Here is a 22,625-nt window from a genome sequence, read left to right on the forward strand (position 1 = left end):
GAGGGGGCCGTTCGTCGCTGCCGTTCGACCGGAGCTACTCGCGTCTTCGGGTCACGGCTCGCTGCAGCAGCACGAACACGAGCAGGATGCCGCCGGTGATGATGGTCGTCATCTCGGGCGGAATGCCCCCGTCGCGGGTGATCAGCACGTTCATCAGACCGAGCACCAGCGCACCGACGACCGACCCGAGCACGTAGCCGTAGGCGCCGGTGAGCACAGTGCCTCCGATCACCGCGGCGGCGATCGCGTCGAGCTCCCAGCCGATGCCGGTGATGTTCTGAGCGGTGCCGAGTCGCGCGGTGTACAGCACCGCGGCGAGACCGGCGAGAGCGCCGCTGATCACATACACGAGCACCTTCGTGCGGTGCACCGGCAGCCCCATCAGCAGCGCCGAGCTCTCGGAGCCGCCGATGGCGTAGACGGTGCGCCCGGTGCGGGTGCGGTGCAGCACGAAGAACGCGGCAGCCACGACGATGACCGCGACGAGCACCGCGGGAGTGATCACCAGGTCGTTCACCTTGGGGCCGTCGATGATCTTCAGCTGCGTGCCGATCCAGCGGATGGGTGAATCCTCGCCGAGCCGCTCGGGCTTGGTGCTGAGCAGCGAGGCGAGGCCCCGCCCGAGGAACATCATCGCCAGCGTCGCGATGAACGGCTGCACGTTGAAATACCGGATCAGCACGCCGGACATGATGCCGAAGAGCACGCCGATGCCGATCATCGCGACAATCACGGCGACGGCGTTCCACCCGGCGTTCGAGAGCATGACGCCCGCGACCGACGACACCGCGATGATCGAGCCCACCGAGAGGTCGATGCCCCCGGTGAGGATCACGAAGGTCAGCGCGACGGCGAGCACGATGAGGTGCGCGTTGTTGATGAGCAGGTTCGACAGCGTGTTGAACTGCAGGATGCGGCCGTAGGCCACCTCGCCGAAGATCACCATGCCGACGAAGATGACCACCGAGGCGATGGTCGGCAGCACCGACGGATTCGCCCTGATCATGCGGCGCACGCGGTCGGCGATCGTCTCGGCCGGGCGCACGGTGGGGCTGGGGCTGACGGTCAGGGCGCTCATGCCGACACCTCTTCCTTCTGCAGCAGCTGTTCGACCGGTCGGGCTGTGCGGCGCCGGCGGAACCAGCTGCGCACCCGCTGCGACTGCAGCAGGCAGAGCACGACGATCACGATGGCCTTGAAGGCAGGGGTCGCCGACGACGAGACGCCGAGATACAGCACGGTCTTGTCGAGCGTGGCGATCAGCAGCGCTCCGACGAACGCCCCGCTGAGCGAGAACTTTCCGCCCGCCAGCGAGGCACCGCCGATGACGACCGCGAGGATCGCATCGAGCTCGAGCTGATACCCGGTGCGCGAGATGTCGACGGTCATGACGCTGCCGACCGACATGATGCCCGCGATGCCCGCAAGGATGCCGCTCATGATGTACGCCGTGAGCAGCAGGCCCTTCGGCTTGATGCCCGCCATGCGGCTGGCGCGCGGGTTGATGCCGATCGCCTCGATCATGAGCCCCAGCGCACTGCGTCTCACGACCCAGCCGACGGCGAGCACGATGAGCACGGCGAGGATGAACACCACGGGGATGCCGATCACGAAGCCGTTCGCGATCCAGCGGAAGGCGTCGTTCGAGGCCGTGGTGTTCTGTCCGCCCGTGATCACCTTGGCGATGCCGCGGCCGGCGAGCATGAGCACGAGGGTGGCGATGAACGGCTGCAGCCCGACGTAGGCGACGAGCAGTCCGTTCACCGCCCCGAGGATGCCGGTGATCACCAGCGCGAGTCCGACCGCGGCGAGCGCCGCGCCGAAGGAGTCGCCGGCGGCGCTGAGGAACTCCATCGAGACGGCCCCGGCGACCGCCATCAGCGAGCCGACCGAGAGGTCGATGCCGCCGGTCGCGATGACCAGCGACATCCCGATCGCGATCATCATCACGGGCGCCGCTTGGCGCAGGATGTCGATGAGGTTGCCGACGAGGTTGCCGTTGTTCGGGTTGATCGAGAGCGCGAGGTACGTCGGATCCTTGATGACGTTCAGGGCGAGCAGCGCGAGGATCGCGACGATGCCCCAGAAGAACGGCTTGTGGATCAGATCCCGCCAGATGGTGGTGCCGGCTGCGGCGGTCATCGCGCTGCCTCCTTGTCAGTCGTGTGGCCGATGGTATCCGGCAGCGCGCCGTCGGCGTCGTCGAGGGTCTCGGCGGCGGCCTCGACCCCGTGGGCGGCGATCACGTCGACGATCACCTGGGCGGTGACGTCGGGGCCGTTCTGGATCTCGCCGATCTTGCGGTGGTCCTTCAGCACGACGATCCGCTCCGACAGTCGCACCACCTCTTCGAGCTCCGACGAGATGAAGACGACGGCGACGCCGTCTTCGGCCAGCTCTGCGACCGCCTCCTGGATCTCGGCCTTCGCGCCCACGTCGATGCCGCGGGTCGGCTCGTCGAGGATCAACAGCTCGGGCTGCGTGGCGAGCCAACGCCCGAGGAGCACCTTCTGCTGGTTCCCGCCGGAGAGGTTCTTGATCATCCGATCGGGGTCGGCGGGGCGCACGTTCAGCTGCTCGATGTAGCGGTCGACGATGGCATCCTGCTCCTTGCGGCTCATCGGCCGCGCCCACCCGCGCTCGGCCTGCACCGCGAGGACGATGTTCTCGCGCACCGTCAGGTCGCCGATGATCCCCTCGTCGCGTCGGTTCTCGGTCGAGAAGGCGATCTTCTTCGGCAGCGCGTCGGACGGCGATCGCAGATCGATCCGGCGTCCGTGCAACTCGATCGCACCCTGGTCGGTGCGGTCGGCACCGTAGAGGAGACGAGCGAGCTCGGTGCGACCCGAACCCAGAAGGCCCGCGAAACCGACGACCTCACCGGGGCGGATGTCGAGGTCGGTCGCCTCGACGGCACCCCGCCTGGCGATGCCGACTGCAGACAGCAGCGGCTTCTCGTCGGTGTCTCTCGGGGCGCGGCGGCGATTGCCGCCGAGGGACTTCAGTGCGTCGAGGTCCTTGCCGATCATGGTCGAGATGAGGGCGTGTCGGTCGAGGTCGCGGGTGAGGTACTCGCCCTGGTACCGGCCGTTTCGAAGCACGGTGAGTCGGTCGCTGATCGCGTAGACCTGATCGAGGAAGTGCGAGACGAAGAGGATCGCGACCCCCTGGTCGCGCAGCGAGCGGATGACGGTGAAGAGCCCCTCGACCTCGGCGGCGTCGAGGCTCGAGGTCGGCTCGTCGAGGATGAGCACCTTGGCCTTGATGGCCATCGCACGGCTGATGGCGACGAGCTGCTGCAGCGCGATCGAGAGGGTCGAGAGCGGCTTGCGGGTGTCGAGGTGGCCGAGCCCGAGGCGGCCGAGGGCCTCGGTCGCGGCGCGATGGGTGGCCGTCCAGTTGATGCCGAACACGCCCCTGCGCTCATGACCGAGCATCACGTTCTCGCCGATCGAGAGGTTGGGTGCGAGGTTGACCTCCTGGTACACCGTCGAGATCCCGGCATCCTGCGCATCTTCGGCACCGCCGAAGCTGCGTTCGGCTCCCGTGACGACGATCGATCCGGAGTCGATCGGATAGACGCCGGTCAGCGCCTTGATGAGGGTCGATTTGCCGGCGCCGTTCTCGCCCATGAGCGCATGCACCTCGCCCGGGAAGAGTCGGAAGTCGACTCCGTCGAGGGCTTTCACCCCGGGGAACTCGATCGAGATGCCCCGCATCTCGACGATGGGCAGTTCTTCGTTCATGTCTGTCTCTCCGTCCGGGAGAGCCCGGGTGGCACAGGATCTGCCCCACCCGGGCTCGCTGCCGGATCGCTCCGGCGTCGGCGTCGGTGCTCGGTCAGTACTTGCGGTCTGCGAGCACGGCCTGCGCGGCTTCGGCGGAGTCGAACGCTTCGCTCGGGACGACGATGTACGACTCGACGTCTTCACCCGCGAGGGCCTTCTCGACGACCTCGAGCGCGGTCTCGCCGAACAGCGGGTTGTACTCGTGGACGTAGCTGAGCTGACCGTCGGCGAGCGCCTGCATCGCGTTCTTGGTGCCGTCGATGGTGGCGATCTTCACGTCTTCACCGACGACGAGACCGGCTTCCTCGGCGGCCTGCGCCGCACCGAGGCCCATTTCGTCATTCTGCGCGAACACGAGCTGAATGTCGTTGTTCGAGGCCTTCAGCATGGTCTCGAAGACACTCTTGCCCTCTTCGGCCGACCAGTTCGCGGTCTGCGCGTCGAGCTTCTCCAGCGACGAGTCGCCGAGGCCCTCGTCGAAGCCCGTGTTGCGCTCGTTCACGACACCGACGCCCGCCGGCCCCTCGAGCACGACGTAGTTGCCGCCGTCGGGGAAGGTGGCGGCGGCCCACGTGCCGACCTCCTTCGCGACCTCGACATTGTCGGGAGCGATGCGGGTCACATACAGGCTGTCGTCGTCGGGCTCGATGCCGCGGTCGAGCAGGATGACGGGGATCTCCGCCTCCTGTGCACGCTTGAGCGAGTCCTCCCAGCCGGAGGCCTCGGTGGCCGACAGCAGGATCACATCGACGCCCTCGTCGACGAACGATGTGAAGGCGTCGATCTGCGACTTCTGGTCGAGGTTGGTGGCGGGGGCGTACTTCAGGTCGTATCCGGCTTCCTCCGTGAAGGTGTCCTGGATGTTCTGCTCGTTCGCCTCGCGCCAGGCGCCCTCGGGGCCGACGGCGACGAATCCGACGGTGGTGATCTCGTCGGAGCCCCCATCACCGCCGTCGCCGCCCGAGCCTCCGGTCGAGCAGGCTGCGAGGCCGATGGTGAGTGCGCCGACTGCTGCCAGGCCGAAGGCGATGCGGATGCGCTTCTTCGCGGACATTTCTTCTCCTCATTGAGATGCCGGTGGTCACTCCGGCAATGGTGGACCCGTCATGGTCCTGTCGTGATTGCAGGACACCTGCACCGCATGTCCTGCGGTGATGTTACCGGGAACATTTTCTGGAACACAAGGCTTCATCGCAAAGTCGGTCGAATCAGCGCGCCTGAACCTTGTTACCGATCACAGTTCGGCACTGTGACTCAGTTCGGCGGCGATCATCTCGACCACCGTGTCGACGGTGACGCCCGGCCCGTTGCTGAGCTCGCCGATCTTCTCGCGGTCTTTCAGCACGATGATCCGGTCGCTCAGCCGCACGACCTCTTCGAGCTCCGACGAGATGAAGACCACCGCGACGCCGTCACCCGCCAGCTGGCTGATGCGCCTCTGCACGTCGAGTTTCGCGGCGATGTCGATGCCGCGCGTCGGCTCGTCGAGGATCAGGACGTGCGGACGCACGGCCAGCGCCCTCGCGAGAAGAACCTTCTGCTGGGTGCCGCCGGAGAGCAGCCCGACCGGGCGGTCCAGATCCGCGGGGTCCAGGTGCAGCGCTTCGACGTAGGTCTCCACCAGTGCCGACTCCTCCGCCTGCGCGAGGGGACGCGACCATCCGCGCAGAGCCTGCAGCGAGAGGATCATGTTCTGTCTCGCCGTGAGCTCGCCGATGATCCCCTGCGTGCCCCGGTTCTCGGCCGACAGAGCGATGCGATGCCGCAGCGCGACCGACGGGTTGCGCAGCTGCACCTGCTCACCATCGATCCAGAGCACGCCGCTGTCGGCGCGGACGGTGCCGCTCAGAAGCGAGGCCACCTCGGTCCGCCCGGATCCCCGCAGGCCCGCGAGCCCCACGATCTCGCCCCGCTGGATCTCGATGTCCATCTGTTCCAGCTCACCCCGCCGACCGATGTCGGACGCCTGCAGCGCGGGCTGCCCGTCTGTCGAGTAGTGGTGCGCCTTGCGCTCCGAGCCGAGCGCTCTGAGGCTGTCGATGTCCTTGCCGAGCATCTTCGAGATCAGATCGGCGCGATCCAGGTCGCGAGTGGCGTATTCGCCGACCCGGCTGCCGCCGCGCAGCACCGTCATACGGTCGCTGATCGTGAACGCCTGCTCGAGGAAGTGCGAGATGAACAGGATCGCGACGCCCCGCTGCCGGAGCCCGCGGATGACCCGCATGAGCGTTGCGACCTCGGCGACGTCGAGGCTCGATGTCGGCTCGTCGAGCACCAGTACCCGTGGTTCGTCGACGACCGCCCGCGCGAGCGCGACGAGCTGCTTCTGCGCGGGGGTGAGCATCGACAGCGGCGTCTTGGGGTCGAGATCGTCGAGCCCGAGATGGGTCAGCGCCTCGGCCGCATCCGCTCTCGTACGCTTCCAGTCGATGCCGAAGCGCCCGCGGCGCTCGCGTCCGAGCATCACGTTCTCGGCGACGCTGAGATTCGGGCTCAGCTGCGCCTCTTGGAACACCGTGGCGATGCCGGCCGCCCGACTGTCGGCCACCCCCGAGAACCGGCGCGGTTCGCCGTCGACGAAGACCGTGCCCGCCTCGGGTGTATGAGTACCGGTGATCACGCCGACGAGGGTCGACTTGCCCGCCGCGTTCTCTCCCATGACGGCATGCACCTCGCCGGCGAACAGACGGAAGTCGACGTCGTCGAGCGCACGCGCCCCAGGGAACTCGACCGTGATGCCCTCGAGCCGCACGACCGGCTCGGCATCACGCTCGGGAGTCATCGCACCTCCCGCGGCGCGGCCGACGATGCACGGGGCACGAGTTCGGTCGGGATGCGGGTGAGAGCCGGGATGTCGCGGCCCTCGATCGCCGCCCGCAGCATCTCGACGACCGAGACCCCCAGTGCGCCGAAGTCCTGTCGAACGGTCGTGAGCGGCGGCAGAAAGTGGCGCGCGAGCGGGATGTCGTCGAACCCGACGACGCTGAGGTCGGTCGGCACCTCGAAGCCCCGGTCGTGCAGCCCGTGGATGAGGCCGATCGCCATGTCATCGTTGGCGGCGAAGATCGCCGTGTAGTCGGGCAGCCGGGTGAGGCCTTTGGCGAAGTCGTAGGCGAAGTCGGCAGACCAGTCGCCCACCACGATCGGGCGCTCGCGGATGCCCCACGATTTCGCCCTCGAGTGGAAGGCGCGCTCCCTGGCCCGGGCATCGAGCCAGTCCAGCGGACCGGAGAGATGCAGGATGTCGCGGTGGCCGAGTGCGACGAGATGGTCGACGACGAGAGTCGTGCCGGCGTGCTGGTCGATCGACACGGTGAGGAAGGTCGGGTCGGCGTCAGCCTTGACGACGAGCATCGGCACCGTGATCGCGATGCGGCGGAGGGCCGCCACCGACGACGAGCGCGGCGCGATCACGCAGAGCGCATCGACCCCCTGAGTGACCAGGTTGTCGACGGCCTCCTGCGGCGACAGCGCATCGCCCTCGTGCAACGCGATCGGCGTGACCGAATACCCCGCCGCGCGCGCCGAGAGTTCGACCGCGCGCAGAATGCTCGTGGGGCCATGCGCCACCGCGCTCTCGACGATCACGCCGATGCGGCGGGTGCGCTGCGTCGCCAGCGCTCGGGCGACGAGGTTGGGCCGGTAGTCGAGCTCTTCGATGGCCTCGAGCACACGGCGTTTGGTGTCGGGTTTGATGTTCGGGTGATCGTTGAGCACCCGCGACACGGTCATGTGCGAGACGCCCGCGATGGTCGCGACCTGACGGATGTTGGGCTTGTCGGAACCGACGTTCACCATGCGCACCTCCGTCGGCCGAGCCTCGGAGAATGTTACCGAGAACAACCACGGTGGTGCAATGAATCGCGCTACAGCCCGAGGCGCTCGAGGTACGGGTTCACGAGCCGGCGCTCGGGGTCGAACCGGGCGGCGAGCGCGGCGAAGTCGTCCCACCGCTGGTAGCGAGAGCGCACCTCGGCGGCGTCGAGCGTGAACACCTTGCCCCAGTGCGGGCGGGCGGTCGCCGGCAGCAGGGCTTCGAGCGTCGGCAGGAACTCGCGCACCGCCGCCTCGTCGGGCTTCCAGGTGAAGTGGATGCCGACGGCATCCGTGTCGTGCGACGAGCTCAGCCACAGCTGATCGGCGGCGACCGTGCGGATCTCGTTCACGAGCAGCAACGGGGCGATCTGACCTGCGAGCGTGCGCACGGCCTGGATCGCGGCGACCGCATCGGCACGCGGCACGAGGTACTCGCTCTGGATCTCGGCGCCGGCCGACGGCGTGAACTCGAGCTTGAAGTGGGCGAGGCGCTCGAACCACGGCCCCGGCTCGCCGAGCTGCTCGGTGCAGGCGACGGGGTCGACGCCGAGGATCGGATGCCGTTTGCTCGCCGCCGGCTCCGCACCGAGCCGCTCGAAGAGGTCGTCTCGCACGAGCTCGTGCGCCTCGGGGTGGCGCTGCTTGACCCAGATCTGGTCGGCGATGTCGGTGCGGGTCCAGGTCGAGAAGATGCTGACACTCGTCCCGATGCCCGTGACCTCGTCGAAGTCGGCGAGGATCGCATCCCATGACGGATGCTCGAACACGTGCTGCGCGACGTAGTAGGTCGGCTCGACGTCGAGAGTGACGTCGACCACCGCGCCGAGGGCGCCGAGGCTCACCACCGCACCGTCGAAGTCCGCATCGCCTCGCGAGAGCGTCCGCGTCTCGCCGGCGGGGGTGATGATCGTGAGCGCACGCACCGCGGTCGCCAGCGATCCCGTCACGTCGCCCGACCCGTGCGTCCCGGTGGCGACGGCTCCCGCGATCGAGATATGCGGCAGCGAGGCGAGATTCGCGAGAGCCAGCCCCTCCGCCCCGAGTCGCGGGGCGATGTCGCCGTACCGCAGACCCCCCGAGACGCGCACCGCGTCGCGGGCGTCGTTGATCTCGAACACGACGGGGAGCCGGTCGAGGGCGATGAGCACCCCGTCGGTGTCGGCGATGTCGTTGAAGCAGTGGCGCGAACCGAGGATGCGCACCGCACCGCCCTGAGCGAGCAGTGCCTTCAGCTCCTCGATCGAGGCCGGATGCTCGACGGAGGTCGCGCTGTACGTGAGGTTGCCTGCCCAGTTGCGTTCGATGGTCATGGCGCCATGTTAGTCAGCGCTCCCGCGCGTACAACGATGTAGTGACCGCTGCACGGTGTGATGGATAGGCTGACCGGATGACAGCGACGATGCCGCCCCGCGCGACGATGAAAGACGTCGCCGCTCTGGCAGGCGTCTCGCCCAAGACCGTCTCGAACGTCGTCACCGGCACCGTCGCCGTGCGCGAGGAGACACGCGTCAGGGTCGAGGCGGCGATGGCGCAGCTCGACTTCGTGCCCAACCTCAGTGCGCGTGGCCTCCGCAAGGGCCGCTCCGGGATCATCGCCGTGGCTCTTCCCGACCTCGCCACCGCGTTCTCGGCCGAGCTCATGCATCGCCTGGTCGATGCGGCTCACGAGCGAGGACTCGCCGTGCAGATCGAGGAGACCGCGACCGATCCCGATCGCGAGAAGGAGCTCGTCTCCCGTGCGCGAGCCCACCTCGTCGACGGCCTGATCCTCAACCCCATCCGTCTCGAAGACAGCGTGCTGAAGTATGCCGACCGCCTGCCGCCGCTCGTCGTGCTCGGCGAGGTCGAGCAGAACAGGGCCGACCACGTGCGCATCGACAGCCGTCGGGCAGCCGCCGATGTGACGCGGCACGTGCTCTCTCGCGGGGCGACTCGCATCGCGGTGATCGGCGCCGACGACGACCCGTCGGTCGCCACGGCGACAAGCCGTCTGCGCCTCGAGGGAGTGCACGACGCGCTTCGCGAGGCCGGCATCCCGCGCGACACCGCGCTCGAGATCAACCCGATGCCCTGGTCGATGACCGGTGGGGCGGATGGCGTCGAGACGCTGTTCCGACGGGGCGTGGCCTTCGACGCCATCGTCGCCTTCACCGATTCGCTGGCGCTCGGCGCCCTGCACGCCCTGCACGACCACGGCGTGAGCGTGCCCGGCGACGTGATCGTGACGGGCTTCGACGACGTCGAGTTCTCGCGGTACACATCGCCGTCGCTCACGACGATCGCCTTCGACCGACGAGCCTTCGCCGATGCGGCGCTGGGCCTGCTCGAGTCGCGGATGGACGATCGCGGAGCCCCGCCCCGGGCGCTCACGCTCTCGCATCACCTGCTCGAGCGCGACAGCACGCAGGGCAGCCCGCGCGGCTACCGCCCCTGACGCACGGCGCTGCCCGGCATCCGGCGACGACGCGTCGCCAGAGTCGCTCTTGCGCGCTCGATTACATCGATGTAATGATGTACCTCGATCCCGCCCGCAGTCACGAAGGAGTGACGATGACGCCCCCGCTCGATATGTCCAGACGGCAGTTCCTGACTGCCGCCTCCGTCACGGCCGCCGCAGCTCTGCTCGCCGGCTGCGCCCCCGGAGCCGTCCCCGGCTCGAACACGACGACCCTGCAGTTCTGGCATCTGCTCTCGGGCGGCGACGGCGTGACCATGTCGCAGCTGCTCGACACCGCGAACTCGGCGCAGAGCGACTACCGCATCCGCCCCACCGTCCTCGCCTGGGGGACCCCGTATTACACGAAGCTCGCCATGGCGGGCGCAGGTGGCCGTGCCCCCGACGTCGCGATCATGCACGCGACCCGCACCGTCGGCTGGGCCCCGGGCGGACTGCTCGACACGTGGGATCTCGACCGTCTGGCCGACCTCGGCGTCGACAGCACGAAGTTCCCGAAGCCCATCTGGGAGAAGGGCTTCGTCGGCGAGAACATGTACAGCATCGCGCTCGACGCGCATCCGTTCGTGGCCATGTTCAACACCGACATCTGCGATGCGGCGGGCGTGCTCGACAGCGAAGGGCGACTGCAGGCGACCTCGTCTCCCGACGAGTTCCTCGACCAGCTGCGCACCATCGGCGGCAAGGCCGAGGGTCACGCCCTCTCGTACGGCTACCTCGGCGACGGCGCCCAGATGTGGCGCCTCTTCTACACGTTCTACTCGCAGCACGGCGGCGCCATGGAGCTGCCCGCCGGCGGCAAGGCCGTGATCGACAAGGATGCCGCGGTCGAGTCGCTCTCGCTCATGCGCACCCTCCTCGACGGCGAGATCGCCCTCGCGCAGGCCGACTACGGCAGCGCGGTCGCCGAGTTCGCGACCGGCAAGAGCGGCATGTTCTTCACCGGCGTCTGGGAGCTGCGCACCATGCAGAGCGCGAAGATCCCGTTCGATGCGACCATGATCCCCACCCTGTACGGAACCCCCGCGGTCTACGCCGACTCGCACTCGTTCGTGCTGCCGCACCAGACGAATGCCGACCCGAAGAAGCGCGATCTGACCTATCAGTTCGTGTCCGACATGCTGAAGGGCTCGTTCGGATGGGCCGAGGCCGGCCACATCCCCGCGTTCCTCCCCGTCACCGAATCCCCCGAGTATGCCGACCTGATCCCGCAGGCGCACTACGCCGAGGCCGCACAGCACGTCGTCTACGACCCGACCGCGTGGTTCACCGGATCGGGCTCGAACTTCCAGGCCGAGTTCGGCGCCGCCGTGCAGGGAGTCCTGCTCTCGGGCGATGACCCCGCCGCCGCGATCGACCGCTTCGAGGCCCGAGTCAACACGCTGCTCCGCCAGCCGAACCCGGCCGACCCCGAGGGGACGTTCGCATCATGACCACGGCAACCGACTCCACCCGCACCATCGTCACCGGCTCCAAGGCCGCTCTGCCGATCCGGCGCGCAGGCTCCCGCAACCGCGAGCAGCTCATCAGCTGGGCGTTCCTGGCCCCGTTCCTCATCGCCTTCGCACTGTTCCTCGTCTGGCCGATCGTGCACGGCATCATCCTCAGCTTCACCGACCAATCCCTCACCGGCGCCGGCGGAGCATTCGTCGGCTTCGCGAACTACGCCGAAGCCCTCACCGATCCCGTCATGTGGCAGTCGATGGGCAACACGGTCTGGTTCACACTGCTGTCGACGGTTCCGCTCGTCGTGATCGCGCTGCTCATGGCGGCGCTCGTCGACCGCGGCATCCCCGGCCAGTGGCTGTGGCGTCTGTCGTTCTTCATGCCGTATCTGCTGGCCTCGACCGTGATCTCGCAGATCTGGGTCTGGATCTTCAACCCGCAGATCGGCGCAGCCAACAACATCCTCGAGGCGTTCGGCCTCGAGCCGCTGGCCTGGCTGCAGAACCCCGACACCAACATGCTGTCGATCGTGATCGCCACCGTCTGGTGGACCGTCGGCTTCAACTTCCTGTTGTATCTGGCGGCGATGCAGAACATCCCGCCGCAGCAGTACGAAGCGGCGTCCCTCGACGGGGCGGGCCCGTGGCGGCAGTTCTGGTCGATCACGCTCCCGCAGCTCGGCCCCGCGACCGTGCTGATCCTGATCCTGCAGATCCTGGCCTCGCTCAAGCTCTTCGACCAGGCGTACCAGATGCTCGGCGGGGTCGCGAGCGACACCACCCGCTCGATCGTGCAGTACATCTACGAGGCAGGCTTCGTCAGCTACCGATTCGGCTACTCGGCCGCGATCTCCTACGTGTTCTTCGCTCTCATCGTCATCATCGGCGTCGCGCAGGCCTTGATCTCGCGCCGCCGGAAGGAGTCGCAGCTGTGATGTCCACCGCCACTCTCACCGAGACCATCACCACCGCCAAGCCCGCGCGCGTCCGTCGCTCGCACCTGCCGGGTCAGAAGCCGTTCGGCGCGCTGCGCATCAGCGCTCTCGTCGTGCTGATCATCCTGGCCGTCGGCTGGTTGCTGCCGTTCCTGTGGGCGGTCGCGACCGCCTTCAAGACCGAGACGGATGCCGCCAGCGGCGACCCGTCGTGGATCGGCGCCACCGGCCCGACGATCGAGGCGTTCACGGCGATCCTGTCGCAGGGCAACGTCTACACCTGGGCGTTCAACAGCCTGTGGACGTCGATCGCCGTCACCCTGATCACGCTGACGATCTCGGCGCTGGCCGCCTACGCGTTCTCGCGGCTCGACTTCACCGGCCGCAAGTGGCTGTTCGTGGTCATCATCGCCTCGATCGTGGTGCCGCCGCAGGTGCTGATCATCCCGCTGTTCTACGAGATGCTCGCGTTTAACATGATCGACACCTACTGGGGTCTGATCCTGCCGCAGGTCGTCGCCCCGGCGATGGTGTTCATCCTGAAGCGGTTCTTCGACGCGATCCCGATCGAGCTCGAAGACGCCGCGCGCGTCGACGGCGCCAGTCGCCTCCGCATCTTCTGGTCGATCGTGCTGCCGCTCTCGCGGCCGATCCTGGCATCCGTCGCGATCTTCGTGTTCATCGGCGCCTGGAACAACTTCCTCTGGCCGTTCCTCGTCATCAACGACACCACCCTGATGACGCTGCCGGTCGGGCTCCAGACCGTCATCAGCGCCTACGGCGTGCAGTACGCCCAGGTCATGGCTCAGGCCGTACTCGCGGCACTGCCGCTGATCATCGTGTTCATCATCTTCCAGAAGCAGATCGTCAAGGGCGTCGCGACCAGCGGCTTCGGCGGTCAGTAGTCCCCCACCCGGCTCGAGAGCCAGAACCTAGGAGAGCAATGTCTCAGGCCCGCATCACCATCGACCGCGACTTCACCATCGCCGACGTCCCCCGGAGGCTCTTCGGGTCGTTCGTCGAGCACATGGGGCGCTGCGTGTACACCGGCATCTACGAACCGGGGCACCCGCAGGCCGACGAGCGCGGCTTTCGTCAGGACGTGCTCGCCCTGGTGAAGGAGATGGGCCCGACCGTGGTCCGCTACCCCGGAGGCAACTTCGTCTCGGGCTACCGCTGGGAAGACGGGGTCGGCCCGGTCGAAGACCGCCCCGTACGCATCGACGGCGCCTGGCACACGATCGAGACCAACGCGTTCGGTCTGCACGAGTTCATGGACTGGGCGAAGGAGGCCGACGTCGAGGTCATGGAGGCCATCAACCTCGGCACCCGCGGCGTCGAAGAGGCGCGGTCGCTCGTCGAGTACGCGAACCACCCCAGCGGCACCTACTGGTCGGATCTGCGTCGCAGGAACGGCGCCGAGAAGCCGTTCGACATCAAGCTGTGGTGCCTGGGCAACGAGCTCGACGGACCGTGGCAGATCGGCGGCAAGACCGCGACCGAGTACGGCCGCCTCGCCCAGGAGTCGGCCAAGGCGATGAAGCTCGTCGACCCCACGATCGAGCTCGTCGCGGTCGGTTCGTCGGCCCGGTCGATGCCGACGTTCGGCACGTGGGAGCACACCGTGCTCACCCACGCCTACGACGAGGTGGACTTCGTCTCGATGCACGCGTACTACCAGGAGCACGACGGCGACGCCGAGTCGTTCCTCGCGGAGTCGGTCGACATGGATGCCTTCATCGACGGCGTCATCGCGACGATCGACGCCGTGAAGGCCGCGGGCAAGCACACGAAGCAGGTCGACATCTCGTTCGACGAGTGGAACGTGTGGGACCAGGTGAAGTTCAACGACGTCGAGTCGGTCGAGATCGCGAAGGCCGGGTGGAAGAAGCATCCGCGCCTGATCGAAGACACCTACAACGTGACGGATGCCGTCGTCGTGGGCACGCTGCTCAACAGCCTGCTGCGTCACGGCGACCGAGTGAAGATCGCCAACCAGGCGCAGCTCGTGAACGTGATCGCCCCCATCCGCTCGGAGGAGAACGGGCCGGCCTGGCGTCAGACGAGCTTCTGGCCCTTCGAGCGCATGGCCCGTCTCGCGAAGGGCCGCATCCTCCGCCTCGCGGTCTCAGCCCCGCAGATCGAGACCAAGCGCTACGGCGGGGTCGACGCGGTCGATGCCGCGGCCACCTGGGATGAGGAGACGGGACGAGTCGTCGTCTTCGTCGCGAACCGCTCGCTCGACGAGGAGAGCGACCTGACGGTCGAGCTCCGCGGCCTCACCGGTCTGCGCGTCGTGAACGCCGAGACGCTGACCATTCCCGAGGGCGGAGACCGCCACACCGCGAACCTCGAGACCACGCAGGATGCCGTGCACATGGTGCCGCTGGCGGGTGCAGAGGTCGTCGACGGCGCGGTGCGCGCGACGCTCCCGCCGCTGTCGTGGTCGGTGATCGAGCTGGCCTGATCCCCGACGCAGAGATGCCCGGGTCCGTCGAGGACCCGGGCATCTCTGCGTCGATGTGAGCCGTGTCAGCTCTCGATGTGCCGCTCGTCGACGCCGTCGTAGAACGACAGCGGACGGATCAGCGCGTTGGCGCCCGCCTGCTCGATCACGTGCGCCGTCCACCCCGTCACCCGCGCCGCGACGAAGAGCGGCGTGAAGGTGAGGGTGTCGAAGCCGATCAGGTTGTAGGCCGGGCCCGACGGGTAGTCGAGGTTCGGGTAGATGCCCTTGCGCGCGACGAACTCTGACTCGAGGGCGTCGTAGAGCTCTGCCACCTCTGGCTTGTCGTAGTGCTCGACGAGTGTGTCGAGCGCGGCCTTCATGGTGGGCACGCGCGAGTCGCCGCTCTTGTAGACCCGGTGGCCGAAGCCCATGATCTTGCGCTTCTCTGCCAGCGCCTTATCGAGCCACGGCACGACGTTCGAGGCCTCGCCGATCTCGTCGAAGATGTGCAGCACGGCCTCGTTGGCGCCGCCGTGCAGCGGGCCCTTGAGCGCGCCGATCGCTCCGACCACGGCCGAGTACAGGTCGCTGAGGGTCGAGGTGATCACGCGGGCCGTGAAGGTCGAGGCGTTGAACGAGTGCTCCGCGTAGAGGATCATCGAGCGGTTGAACGCGTCGACGACGACCGGGTCAGGCTCCTCGCCGAACGTCATCCAGAGGAAGTTCGCCGAGTAGTCGAGGTCGTCGCGCGGCGCGATCGGCTCCTCGCCGCGGCGGCGACGCTGGCCGTAGGCGACGATCGCGGGAAGGGCGGCGAAGAGGCGGATGCTGCGCTCGAGGTTCTCTTCGGGGCTGCCCCCGGCATCGAGCACCGACCCGCCGGCGTTCGTGTCGGAGGCACCGATCAGGCTCACGGCCGTGCGCACCTCGTCCATCGGGTGCGCCTCGAGCGGGATCAGATCGATCGCCGTCTTGACGTTCTCGGTCAGCGCGCGGTGCTCGCGCTCGGTCGCACGGAGGGACGCGAGCTGCGCGGCATCCGGCAGCTCGCCGTGCCACAGCAGGTACGCGACCGCCTCGAAGGGCTGCGTCGCCGCCAGCTCCTGCACGGGGTAGCCGCGGTAGAGCAGGCTGTTCGTCTCGGGGTTGACCTTCGAGATCGCCGTCGTGTCGACGACGACGCCCGCGAGGCCCTTCTTGATGTCCGGCTCGGTCATGCTCACTCCTTCGTGACGGTGAAGCCTGCGACGCCCGAGTCGAACCGCGTGTAGGACTCGTAGTCGATCAGGTCGTAGAGATCGGCACGGTGCTGCATCTCACCGAGCTTCGAGGTGAGATGCCCCTCCTCGCTCAGGGTATCGAGCGCGCGGCCCGCCGCGCCCATCGCGATGCGCAACAGCGAGACGGGCCAGATCACCATGTTCACGCCGGCATCCCGCAGCTGGTCGACCGAGAACAGGTCGCTCTTGCCGAACTCGGTCATGTTGGCGAGGATCGGCACGTCGAGAGCATCCGCCATCGCCTCGAACTCGGCGAGAGTGCGCATCGCCTCGGGGAAGACGGCATCGGCTCCGGCATCCACCAGCGCCTTGGCGCGGTCGATCGCCGAGTCCAGCCCCTCCACCGCGCGGATGTCGGTGCGCGCCATGATGAGGAAGTTCGGGTCGCGTCGGGCGTCGGCGGCAGCACGGATGCGCCGGATCGCGGTGCGTTCGTCGACCACGCTCTTGCCGTCGAGGTGACCGCAGCGCTTCGGGTTGATCTGGTCTTCGATGTGCGTGCCGGCGAGGCCCGCGTCTTCGAGTTCCTGGATCGTGCGGGCGACGTTCAGCGGCTCGCCGAAGCCGGTGTCGGCGTCGACGATCGCGGGGATGTCGGTCATCCGCGCGATCTGCTTCGCGCGTCCGGCGACCTCGGTCAGCGTGGTGAGGCCGATGTCGGGCACGCCGAGGTCGGCAGACAGCACCGCGCCCGAGATGTAGACCCCGTCGAAGCCCTTCTGCTCGATCAGCCGGGCGCTCAGCGGATTGAACGCACCGGGGAACTGCAGCAGCTCGCCGCTCGCGAGCCGCTCGCGGAACAGACGGCGCTTCTCGGCCGGGGTGACGTGGGAGTACAGCATCAGAACAGCCCCTTCGGAGCGTCCGCGCCCTCGAGGACTCCCGGCTTCGCGATGATCGACAGCTCGCCGACCTCGGCGGCCGTGAGCTCGGGCAGACGCTGCACCAGCTCGAGGAAGCGCTCGATCTCGGCCGGCTCCAGCACGGGCTCAGCCAGCAGGCGGAACTTCGCGATGTAGTTGTCGCGCGCGAACGGACGGGCGCCGAGCGGATGCGCGTCCGCGACGGCGATCTCGTCGGTCACGGTCGTTCCGTCGGTGAGGCGGAACTCGACGCGACCTCCGAACGCCTTCACGTCGGGGTCCTCCGAGTGGTAGCGGCGCGTCCACTCGGCATCCTCGGCCGTGGTGATCTTGTGCCACAGCGCGACGGTGTCTGCGCGACCGGCCCGCTCGGGGGTGTAGGAGTCGACGTGGTGCCAGCCGCCGTCCTGCAGGGCGACAGCGAAGATGTACGGGATCGAGTGGTCGAGCGTCTCTCGCGATGCGGTGGGGTCGTACTTCTGCGGGTCGTTCGCACCCGAGCCGATCACGTAGTGCGTGTGGTGGCTGGTGTGCAGCACGATGGCCTCGATGTTGGCGGGATCGCGCAGCGCCGGGTTCTCGGTGCCCAGCTTGCGGGCGAGGTCGATCCACGCCTGCGCCTGGTACTCGGCCGAGTGCTCCTTCGTGTAGGAGTCGAGGATCGCGCGCTTCGCCTCGCCTGCGGCGGGCAGCGGCACCTCGTAAGCGGCATCCTTGCCGTCGAGCATCCAGGCGATCACGCCGTCTTCGCCCTCGTAGATCGGGGCGGGGCTCGTCTGTCCGCGCATCGCTCGGTCGACCGCCTCGACGGCGAGCTTGCCGGCGAAGGCCGGGGCGTGCGCCTTCCAGGTCGAGATCTCACCCTTGCGGCTCTGGCGGGTGGCGGTCGTGGTGTGCAGCCCCTGGCCGACGGCCTGATAGATCGTCTCGACGTCGAGGCCGAGCAGGGTGCCGATGCCGGCGGCGGCCGACGGGCCGAGGTGGGCGACGTGATCGATCTTGTGCTTGTGAAGGCAGATCGCGCGCACGAGGTCCATCTGGATCTCGTAGCCGGTGGCGATGCCTCGGAGCAGCGCGCGGCCGTCGGCCTGCACGTGCTGGGCGACCGCGAGGATCGGCGGGATGTTGTCGCCCGGGTGCGAGTACTCGGCCGCGAGGAAGGTGTCGTGGTAGTCGAGCTCGCGCACGGCGACGCCGTTGGCCCACGCCGCCCATTCGGGGCTGGTGCGGTGGTCGAGAGCGGCGCCGAAGACCGTGGAGCCGATGCCGCCGGTCGAGACGGGGTGGCTGAACGCCTGCGCGCGGGCCGCGTTGATGGGGCCGCGGGTGAGGGATGCCGCGGCGACCGACGCGTTGTCGATGATGCGGTTGATGATCATGTCGACGACGTCCTGCTCGACCTCGACCGGGTCTGCGGCGACCTCGGCGATCTTCCAGGCGAGCTGGTCTTCTCGGGCGAGGTTCTCGTCGCTGCGGTGGACGCGGACGTGGTGGGTGACGGTCATTTCACACCTTCGGGGTTGGCTGACAGGGAGTCGAGGATGCCGGCGAGCGCGTTGTGCAGGTGCACGTGCGTGGCGTGGGCGGCGAGATCGCCGTCTCGGGCGCCGAGCGCTGCGGCGATCGTGCGGTGCTCGGCGGCGGAGGCGGCGAGGCGAGCGGGCTTGTCGCGGGCCATGCGGCGCACGCGCACGAGATGCGTGCGCACGGTACGCAGCGCCGAGGCGATGTAGTCGTTGTCGACGGCTCTGTCGAGAGCCGCGTCGAAGCGGGCGATGAGGGCGTAGTAGGCGTCGCGCCCTTCGACGGCGGCGAGATCGACGTGCGCGAACTCGTCGGCGAGCGCGGCGAAGAGCGCGGCGTCACCCCTCTGTGCGGCGAGACGCGCGGAGGTCTCCTCGAGCGCGCGGCGGATCTCGAAGAGGGCGCGGATGTCGTCGGCATCCAGGTCGGCGACCACCGTGACGCGCGGCGACTGCTGCACGACCAGGCCGTCGGCCGCCAGACGGCGGAGTGCCTCGCGCATCGGCGTGCGGCTGATGCCGAGGCGGGCGGCCTGTTCGACCTCGCCGAGTACGGAACCGGCGGGGAGGACGCCTGATTGGATCTCGTCCAGCAGCGCCGCGTGCGCTCGGTCGCTCGCGGTGATGCGATCGGCGACGGAGCTCATTTCCTCAGTGTATACACAAGAACGGTTCCATGGACTCTCGCGCCGCGATATCCGTCAACTCGTATACATAAACCATGGAGCGACTCGCACGCCCCGCTCACACCCCAGTCGCCGCCACTCTGCCATGCGGGGCCGAAAGTGCATCCGAACATCGACGCGAGGGTCCATGCGGCGTCGAAAACGCATCCGAAACGGCTCCCCGGGATGCTTTATTGACCCCGCACGAATGAGAGGCCGGTGCGGGGTCAAAGGCGCATCCAACTATCGGTGCGGGGTCAGTGCGGGGCCAAAAACGCATCCGAAACAGCGCCCCGGGATGCGTCATTGACCCCGCACGAATGAGAGGCCGGTGCGGGGTCAAAGGCGCATCCAACTATCGGTGCGGGGTCAGTGCGGGGCCAAAAACGCATCCGAAACGGCCCTCCGGGATGCGTTATTGACCCCACACGGATGAGAGGCCGGTGCGGGGTCAAAAACGCATCCGCGCACCAGTGCGGGGTCAAAAGCGCATCCGAAACAGCCCTCCGGGATGCGTTATTGACCGCGCAATGAGATCGACCCCGCGCGAGCGACGGGACGCCGAACTAACGCGGCGGCAGCGCGACCGCATCCGGAATCGGCTCGACGAACTCGGCCGGGCGCGGCTCGCCGAGCTTCACGACGACCACGCCGACCAGCACGAGCGCGCCGCCGAGAGCCTGCAGCAGGTCCGGCAGCTGACCGAGCAGCAGCCAGCCGAAGAGCAGCGCGGCGACGACCTCCGACAGTGCGACGAACGAGGCGAGGCGCGAGCCCAGCATCCGCGTCGAGGCGATGCCGAGCACATATGCGAGCGCCGTCGCGATCAGTCCGATCGCGAGCACCGGAACGAACCACGGCACGGTGCCGAAGCGGTAGGTGATGTCGTCGGTCGTCCAGGCGAGGGGCAGGATGCCGATGAGCCCGGCGATCGTCAGAGCAACCGCCCCGAGCAGCAGCCCTCCTCCGGCCAGCGCGATCGGCGGCAGGCCGGTGTCAGCCTTGGCCGAGAGCAGGAAATACGTCGCCGCCCCCACCATCGCGGCGAGCGCCCAGAGGATCCCGGCCACATTGACCTCGGCGCCGGTGATGATGTCGAGCATCAGCACGAGCCCGACGAACGCGATGGCGGCGCCGATCACACTGCGGCGACTCGGCCGTTCGCCCCGGCGGAGCCACAGCCAGAGGATGACGGCGATCGGCGCCGTGTACTCGATGAGCAGGGCCAGGCCGACGTCCATCACGGCGACGGCCTGGAAGTAGCAGAGCTGCGTGGCCGTCACGGCGAGCAGCCCGTAGGCGGCGACCATCCCGGCATTCTTCTTGAGCACGCCCCACCTCCCCCGCAGCGACAGGATCGTGGGGACGAGCAACACAAGCGCGGCGACCCAGACTCTCGCGGTCACCGCGGCGCCGGGCGTCCACCCCGCATCGATGAGGCCCCTGGCCCAGGCGCCCGACATCCCGAACGCGAAGGCCGCGCCGATCGCCAGCGGCAGACCGAAGCGCACGCCCGATGCCGTGATGTCATTTGCAACCTTGCTCATGACAGGTGACGCTACTCGCGCAGGATGTAAGGTGTCAACATGAACTTCACCGATGACACGGAAGAGGCTCTTCGCTCGGCCGTCTGGCTGGTGAACTCGGCGGAAGACCCCGAGACCCTCGAGACGCTCGCCGACTACGACGCCTTCCTCGCAGACTTCCCCTATTCGGGCCGACTCGACCGCGATGAGGCCGAGCTCGCGGCTCTGAGAGACCTGCGCCCACGTCTGCGCACCCTCCTGCTCGCACCCCGCGACGAGATGGCCGAGCACGTGAACGCCGCCCTCGCCGAGTCGTCGCTCGCGCCGAGGCTCGTACGCCACGAGGGCATGGACTGGCACCTGCACGCCGTCGCCGACGAACGCCCGCTCGCCGAACGGGTGCTGATCGAGACCGCCATGGCGCTGATCGACGTCATCCGCGCAGACGAAGGATCGCGCATCTCGATCTGCGCCGACGACACGTGTGAGGCTCTCGCACTCGACCTGTCGCGCAACCGCTCGAAGCGCTACTGCTCGACGACCTGCACCAACCGCAACGCCGTAGCCGCCTACCGCGCGCGGCGCGCGACCGCCTGAGCCCTGCGCCGTGGCCCACCCCGGGCCCGCCCGAGCCTGAACCGTCACGCCCTCGGCATCCTCGACCGCCCCGCCTGAGAACAGGCGAACGGCGCCGGGTCAGGAGGATTCCCGCGGGATGCTCCTGATCTCGGCGCACTCTCCTGATCTCGGCCGGGTAGCCTCGGTGACCGATGAGCACCTTCCCCTCCCCCTACGACACCTGGTTCGCCGATGCCGAGTTCGACGCGAGCTACGGGCACACGCTGAGCACGCTCCGCACGATCGCTCCGATCGCCGCACCCGAGGGTTTCGCCGACCGGTGGCAGGACTGGCGCGAGCAGGCCAAGGCGGTGGATGCCGCACCCGCCGTGCTGTCCACCGAGACCGCGCGCGGCCGACGCGTGTCGATCATCGAGCACGCAGGAGTCGACGGCACGCGCCTGCGGGCCTGGCTCGTCGAACCCGTCACCGCCCCGGCGCGTGTCGGCGTCGTGCACGGTCACGGCTACGGAGGACGTGATGCGATCGATCTGGCCAGGGTGCCCGATGATGCGGCCGCGATCTTCCCCGTCGCCCGCGGGCTGCCCACTCTGAACGCGGGCGTCGGCGCCCCCGAACTCCAGGCCGAGCACGTGCTCGCGGGAATCGACGACCCCGAGTGGTACGTGCTGGGCCTGTGCGCCCGCGACCTCTGGCTCGCGGCTGATGCGCTCACGGCCCTCGTCGGACCCCTGCCGCTCTACTACGTCGGCGAGAGCTTCGGCGGAGGCATCGGCGCCCTCGCCCTGCCGTGGGACGACCGGTACATCGGGGCGACCCTCATCGTGCCGAGCTTCGGCCAGTACGACGAGCGGCTCGCGGTGCACTGTGTCGGCAGCGGCGAGACCGTGCGCGACCATGTCGCCGCGCATCCGGAGGCCCGCGAGGTGCTGCGCTGGTTCGATGCGTCGACGGCCCTCGGCTTCGCCCGCGTTCCGGTGCGGGTCGAAGCGGCGCTGTGGGACCCGTACGTGCCACCCGCCGGACAGTTCGGCGTCGCGAACGGGGCACGGATGCTCGATCTCGCCGTCCTCCCGGCGGGCCATGCCGAGTATCCGGGGTCCGAAGAGGTGACAGCCGAGGCGATCAGGGGCGGCCGGGCCCACCTCGCTCGGGCGCTGAGCGCAGCATCCTGAGCCGCTCCGGTCGCACTTCGTGCCGCCCGCGACCAAGGTTTCGCGCTCCGGTCGCACTTCGTGCCGTCCATCCATGCTCGGGTCGCAATCCGGTCGCACTTTGTGCCGTCTGAACGACGTCGAAGC

The 22,625-nt window shown here is 68.3% G+C and carries 19 protein-coding genes; 7 read left to right on the forward strand and 12 right to left on the reverse strand.

The genetic code is table 11. The annotated features are described in order from the left end of the window. Window positions 1–34 precede the first annotated feature (34 nt). From JOF42_RS00230 to JOF42_RS00260, 7 genes are all read right to left on the reverse strand, one after another. The gene (locus tag JOF42_RS00230; protein ID WP_210096006.1) at window positions 35–1,078 is read right to left on the reverse strand and encodes an ABC transporter permease; all 1,044 of its coding nucleotides are present in this window, start codon (window positions 1,076–1,078) and stop codon (window positions 35–37) included. Continuing rightward, a complete protein-coding gene (locus JOF42_RS00235) occupies window positions 1,075–2,142 on the reverse strand; it encodes an ABC transporter permease (RefSeq protein ID WP_210096007.1) in 1,068 nt (355 codons plus the stop codon). Before JOF42_RS00235 ends, JOF42_RS00230 begins: the two co-directional genes overlap by 4 nt. Further along, window positions 2,139–3,746, reverse strand: a complete 1,608-nt coding sequence (locus JOF42_RS00240; RefSeq protein ID WP_210096008.1) for a sugar ABC transporter ATP-binding protein — start codon at window positions 3,744–3,746, stop codon at window positions 2,139–2,141. Before JOF42_RS00240 ends, JOF42_RS00235 begins: the two co-directional genes overlap by 4 nt. Before the next feature lie 94 nt (window positions 3,747–3,840). After that, window positions 3,841–4,842 (reverse strand): substrate-binding domain-containing protein, encoded by a 1,002-nt coding sequence (locus tag JOF42_RS00245; RefSeq protein ID WP_210096009.1) that lies wholly within the window; start codon window positions 4,840–4,842, stop codon window positions 3,841–3,843. 180 nt (window positions 4,843–5,022) lie between these two features. Continuing rightward, complete coding sequence (locus JOF42_RS00250; RefSeq protein ID WP_210096010.1) at window positions 5,023–6,570, reverse strand: sugar ABC transporter ATP-binding protein; 1,548 nt, start codon at window positions 6,568–6,570, stop codon at window positions 5,023–5,025. Continuing rightward, window positions 6,567–7,586 (reverse strand): LacI family DNA-binding transcriptional regulator, encoded by a 1,020-nt coding sequence (locus JOF42_RS00255; protein ID WP_210096011.1) that lies wholly within the window; start codon window positions 7,584–7,586, stop codon window positions 6,567–6,569. Before JOF42_RS00255 ends, JOF42_RS00250 begins: the two co-directional genes overlap by 4 nt. A 68-nt stretch (window positions 7,587–7,654) precedes the next feature. Further along, window positions 7,655–8,914 (reverse strand): D-arabinono-1,4-lactone oxidase, encoded by a 1,260-nt coding sequence (locus tag JOF42_RS00260; RefSeq protein ID WP_210096012.1) that lies wholly within the window; start codon window positions 8,912–8,914, stop codon window positions 7,655–7,657. Window positions 8,915–8,991: 77 nt separating this feature from the next. On the opposite strand from JOF42_RS00260, the gene JOF42_RS00265 reads away from it, so the two are divergent. The 5 genes from JOF42_RS00265 (at window position 8,992) to arfA (ending at window position 14,906) form a co-directional block, all read left to right on the forward strand. Continuing rightward, window positions 8,992–10,038 (forward strand): LacI family DNA-binding transcriptional regulator, encoded by a 1,047-nt coding sequence (locus JOF42_RS00265; RefSeq protein WP_210096013.1) that lies wholly within the window; start codon window positions 8,992–8,994, stop codon window positions 10,036–10,038. A 116-nt stretch (window positions 10,039–10,154) separates the two neighbouring features. Beyond that, window positions 10,155–11,492: an extracellular solute-binding protein gene (locus JOF42_RS00270; RefSeq protein WP_210096014.1), complete on the forward strand. Its 1,338-nt coding sequence runs from the start codon at window positions 10,155–10,157 to the stop codon at window positions 11,490–11,492. After that, window positions 11,489–12,439 (forward strand): carbohydrate ABC transporter permease, encoded by a 951-nt coding sequence (locus JOF42_RS00275; RefSeq protein ID WP_210096015.1) that lies wholly within the window; start codon window positions 11,489–11,491, stop codon window positions 12,437–12,439. The genes JOF42_RS00270 and JOF42_RS00275 overlap by 4 nt, the downstream gene beginning before the upstream one ends. After that, window positions 12,439–13,344, forward strand: a complete 906-nt coding sequence (locus JOF42_RS00280) for a carbohydrate ABC transporter permease (protein ID WP_210096016.1) — start codon at window positions 12,439–12,441, stop codon at window positions 13,342–13,344. The genes JOF42_RS00275 and JOF42_RS00280 overlap by 1 nt, the downstream gene beginning before the upstream one ends. A 38-nt stretch (window positions 13,345–13,382) precedes the next feature. Then, window positions 13,383–14,906, forward strand: a complete 1,524-nt coding sequence (arfA, locus tag JOF42_RS00285; protein WP_210096017.1) for an arabinosylfuranosidase ArfA — start codon at window positions 13,383–13,385, stop codon at window positions 14,904–14,906. Window positions 14,907–14,971: 65 nt separating this feature from the next. Here arfA and JOF42_RS00290 read toward each other — a convergent pair whose 3' ends face one another. From JOF42_RS00290 to JOF42_RS00310, 5 genes are all read right to left on the reverse strand, one after another. After that, window positions 14,972–16,105: a bifunctional 2-methylcitrate synthase/citrate synthase gene (locus tag JOF42_RS00290; RefSeq protein WP_210096018.1), complete on the reverse strand. Its 1,134-nt coding sequence runs from the start codon at window positions 16,103–16,105 to the stop codon at window positions 14,972–14,974. Between the two features lie 2 nt (window positions 16,106–16,107). Continuing rightward, window positions 16,108–17,010, reverse strand: coding sequence for a methylisocitrate lyase (gene prpB / locus JOF42_RS00295; RefSeq protein ID WP_210096019.1), 903 nt, complete (start codon window positions 17,008–17,010; stop codon window positions 16,108–16,110). Further along, complete coding sequence (locus tag JOF42_RS00300) at window positions 17,010–18,536, reverse strand: MmgE/PrpD family protein (RefSeq protein WP_210096020.1); 1,527 nt, start codon at window positions 18,534–18,536, stop codon at window positions 17,010–17,012. Before JOF42_RS00300 ends, prpB begins: the two co-directional genes overlap by 1 nt. Beyond that, window positions 18,533–19,201, reverse strand: a complete 669-nt coding sequence (locus JOF42_RS00305) for a GntR family transcriptional regulator (RefSeq protein ID WP_210096021.1) — start codon at window positions 19,199–19,201, stop codon at window positions 18,533–18,535. Before JOF42_RS00305 ends, JOF42_RS00300 begins: the two co-directional genes overlap by 4 nt. Before the next feature lie 584 nt (window positions 19,202–19,785). Continuing rightward, complete coding sequence (locus tag JOF42_RS00310) at window positions 19,786–20,766, reverse strand: EamA family transporter (RefSeq protein ID WP_210096022.1); 981 nt, start codon at window positions 20,764–20,766, stop codon at window positions 19,786–19,788. Window positions 20,767–20,805: 39 nt separating this feature from the next. On the opposite strand from JOF42_RS00310, the gene JOF42_RS00315 reads away from it, so the two are divergent. Together JOF42_RS00315 and JOF42_RS00320 are read left to right on the forward strand one after the other, a co-directional pair. Then, the gene (locus tag JOF42_RS00315) at window positions 20,806–21,342 is read left to right on the forward strand and encodes a CGNR zinc finger domain-containing protein (RefSeq protein WP_210096023.1); all 537 of its coding nucleotides are present in this window, start codon (window positions 20,806–20,808) and stop codon (window positions 21,340–21,342) included. A gap of 173 nt (window positions 21,343–21,515) precedes the next feature. Beyond that, window positions 21,516–22,499 carry an acetylxylan esterase family protein gene (locus tag JOF42_RS00320; protein WP_210096024.1) on the forward strand — a complete coding sequence of 328 codons (984 nt, stop codon included), beginning with the start codon at window positions 21,516–21,518 and terminating at the stop codon, window positions 22,497–22,499. Window positions 22,500–22,625 lie beyond the last annotated feature (126 nt).

The organism is Microbacterium phyllosphaerae, from assembly GCF_017876435.1.
GTDB classification, from domain to species: domain Bacteria; phylum Actinomycetota; class Actinomycetes; order Actinomycetales; family Microbacteriaceae; genus Microbacterium; species Microbacterium phyllosphaerae.

Excerpts from the sequence above, each read along its gene's own strand:
- JOF42_RS00230 (WP_210096006.1), bottom strand. The coding sequence starts at position 1,078 with ATGAGCGCCCTGACCGTCAGCCCCAGCCCCACCGTGCGCCCGGCCGAG.
- JOF42_RS00235 (WP_210096007.1), bottom strand. The coding sequence starts at position 2,142 with ATGACCGCCGCAGCCGGCACCACCATCTGGCGGGATCTGATCCACAAG.
- JOF42_RS00240 (WP_210096008.1), bottom strand. The coding sequence starts at position 3,746 with ATGAACGAAGAACTGCCCATCGTCGAGATGCGGGGCATCTCGATCGAG.
- JOF42_RS00245 (WP_210096009.1), bottom strand. The coding sequence starts at position 4,842 with ATGTCCGCGAAGAAGCGCATCCGCATCGCCTTCGGCCTGGCAGCAGTC.
- JOF42_RS00250 (WP_210096010.1), bottom strand. The coding sequence starts at position 6,570 with ATGACTCCCGAGCGTGATGCCGAGCCGGTCGTGCGGCTCGAGGGCATC.
- JOF42_RS00255 (WP_210096011.1), bottom strand. The coding sequence starts at position 7,586 with ATGGTGAACGTCGGTTCCGACAAGCCCAACATCCGTCAGGTCGCGACC.
- JOF42_RS00260 (WP_210096012.1), bottom strand. The coding sequence starts at position 8,914 with ATGACCATCGAACGCAACTGGGCAGGCAACCTCACGTACAGCGCGACC.
- JOF42_RS00265 (WP_210096013.1), top strand. The coding sequence starts at position 8,992 with ATGACAGCGACGATGCCGCCCCGCGCGACGATGAAAGACGTCGCCGCT.
- JOF42_RS00270 (WP_210096014.1), top strand. The coding sequence starts at position 10,155 with ATGACGCCCCCGCTCGATATGTCCAGACGGCAGTTCCTGACTGCCGCC.
- JOF42_RS00275 (WP_210096015.1), top strand. The coding sequence starts at position 11,489 with ATGACCACGGCAACCGACTCCACCCGCACCATCGTCACCGGCTCCAAG.
- JOF42_RS00280 (WP_210096016.1), top strand. The coding sequence starts at position 12,439 with ATGTCCACCGCCACTCTCACCGAGACCATCACCACCGCCAAGCCCGCG.
- arfA (WP_210096017.1), top strand. The coding sequence starts at position 13,383 with ATGTCTCAGGCCCGCATCACCATCGACCGCGACTTCACCATCGCCGAC.
- JOF42_RS00290 (WP_210096018.1), bottom strand. The coding sequence starts at position 16,105 with ATGACCGAGCCGGACATCAAGAAGGGCCTCGCGGGCGTCGTCGTCGAC.
- prpB (WP_210096019.1), bottom strand. The coding sequence starts at position 17,010 with ATGCTGTACTCCCACGTCACCCCGGCCGAGAAGCGCCGTCTGTTCCGC.
- JOF42_RS00300 (WP_210096020.1), bottom strand. The coding sequence starts at position 18,536 with ATGACCGTCACCCACCACGTCCGCGTCCACCGCAGCGACGAGAACCTC.
- JOF42_RS00305 (WP_210096021.1), bottom strand. The coding sequence starts at position 19,201 with ATGAGCTCCGTCGCCGATCGCATCACCGCGAGCGACCGAGCGCACGCG.
- JOF42_RS00310 (WP_210096022.1), bottom strand. The coding sequence starts at position 20,766 with ATGAGCAAGGTTGCAAATGACATCACGGCATCGGGCGTGCGCTTCGGT.
- JOF42_RS00315 (WP_210096023.1), top strand. The coding sequence starts at position 20,806 with ATGAACTTCACCGATGACACGGAAGAGGCTCTTCGCTCGGCCGTCTGG.
- JOF42_RS00320 (WP_210096024.1), top strand. The coding sequence starts at position 21,516 with ATGAGCACCTTCCCCTCCCCCTACGACACCTGGTTCGCCGATGCCGAG.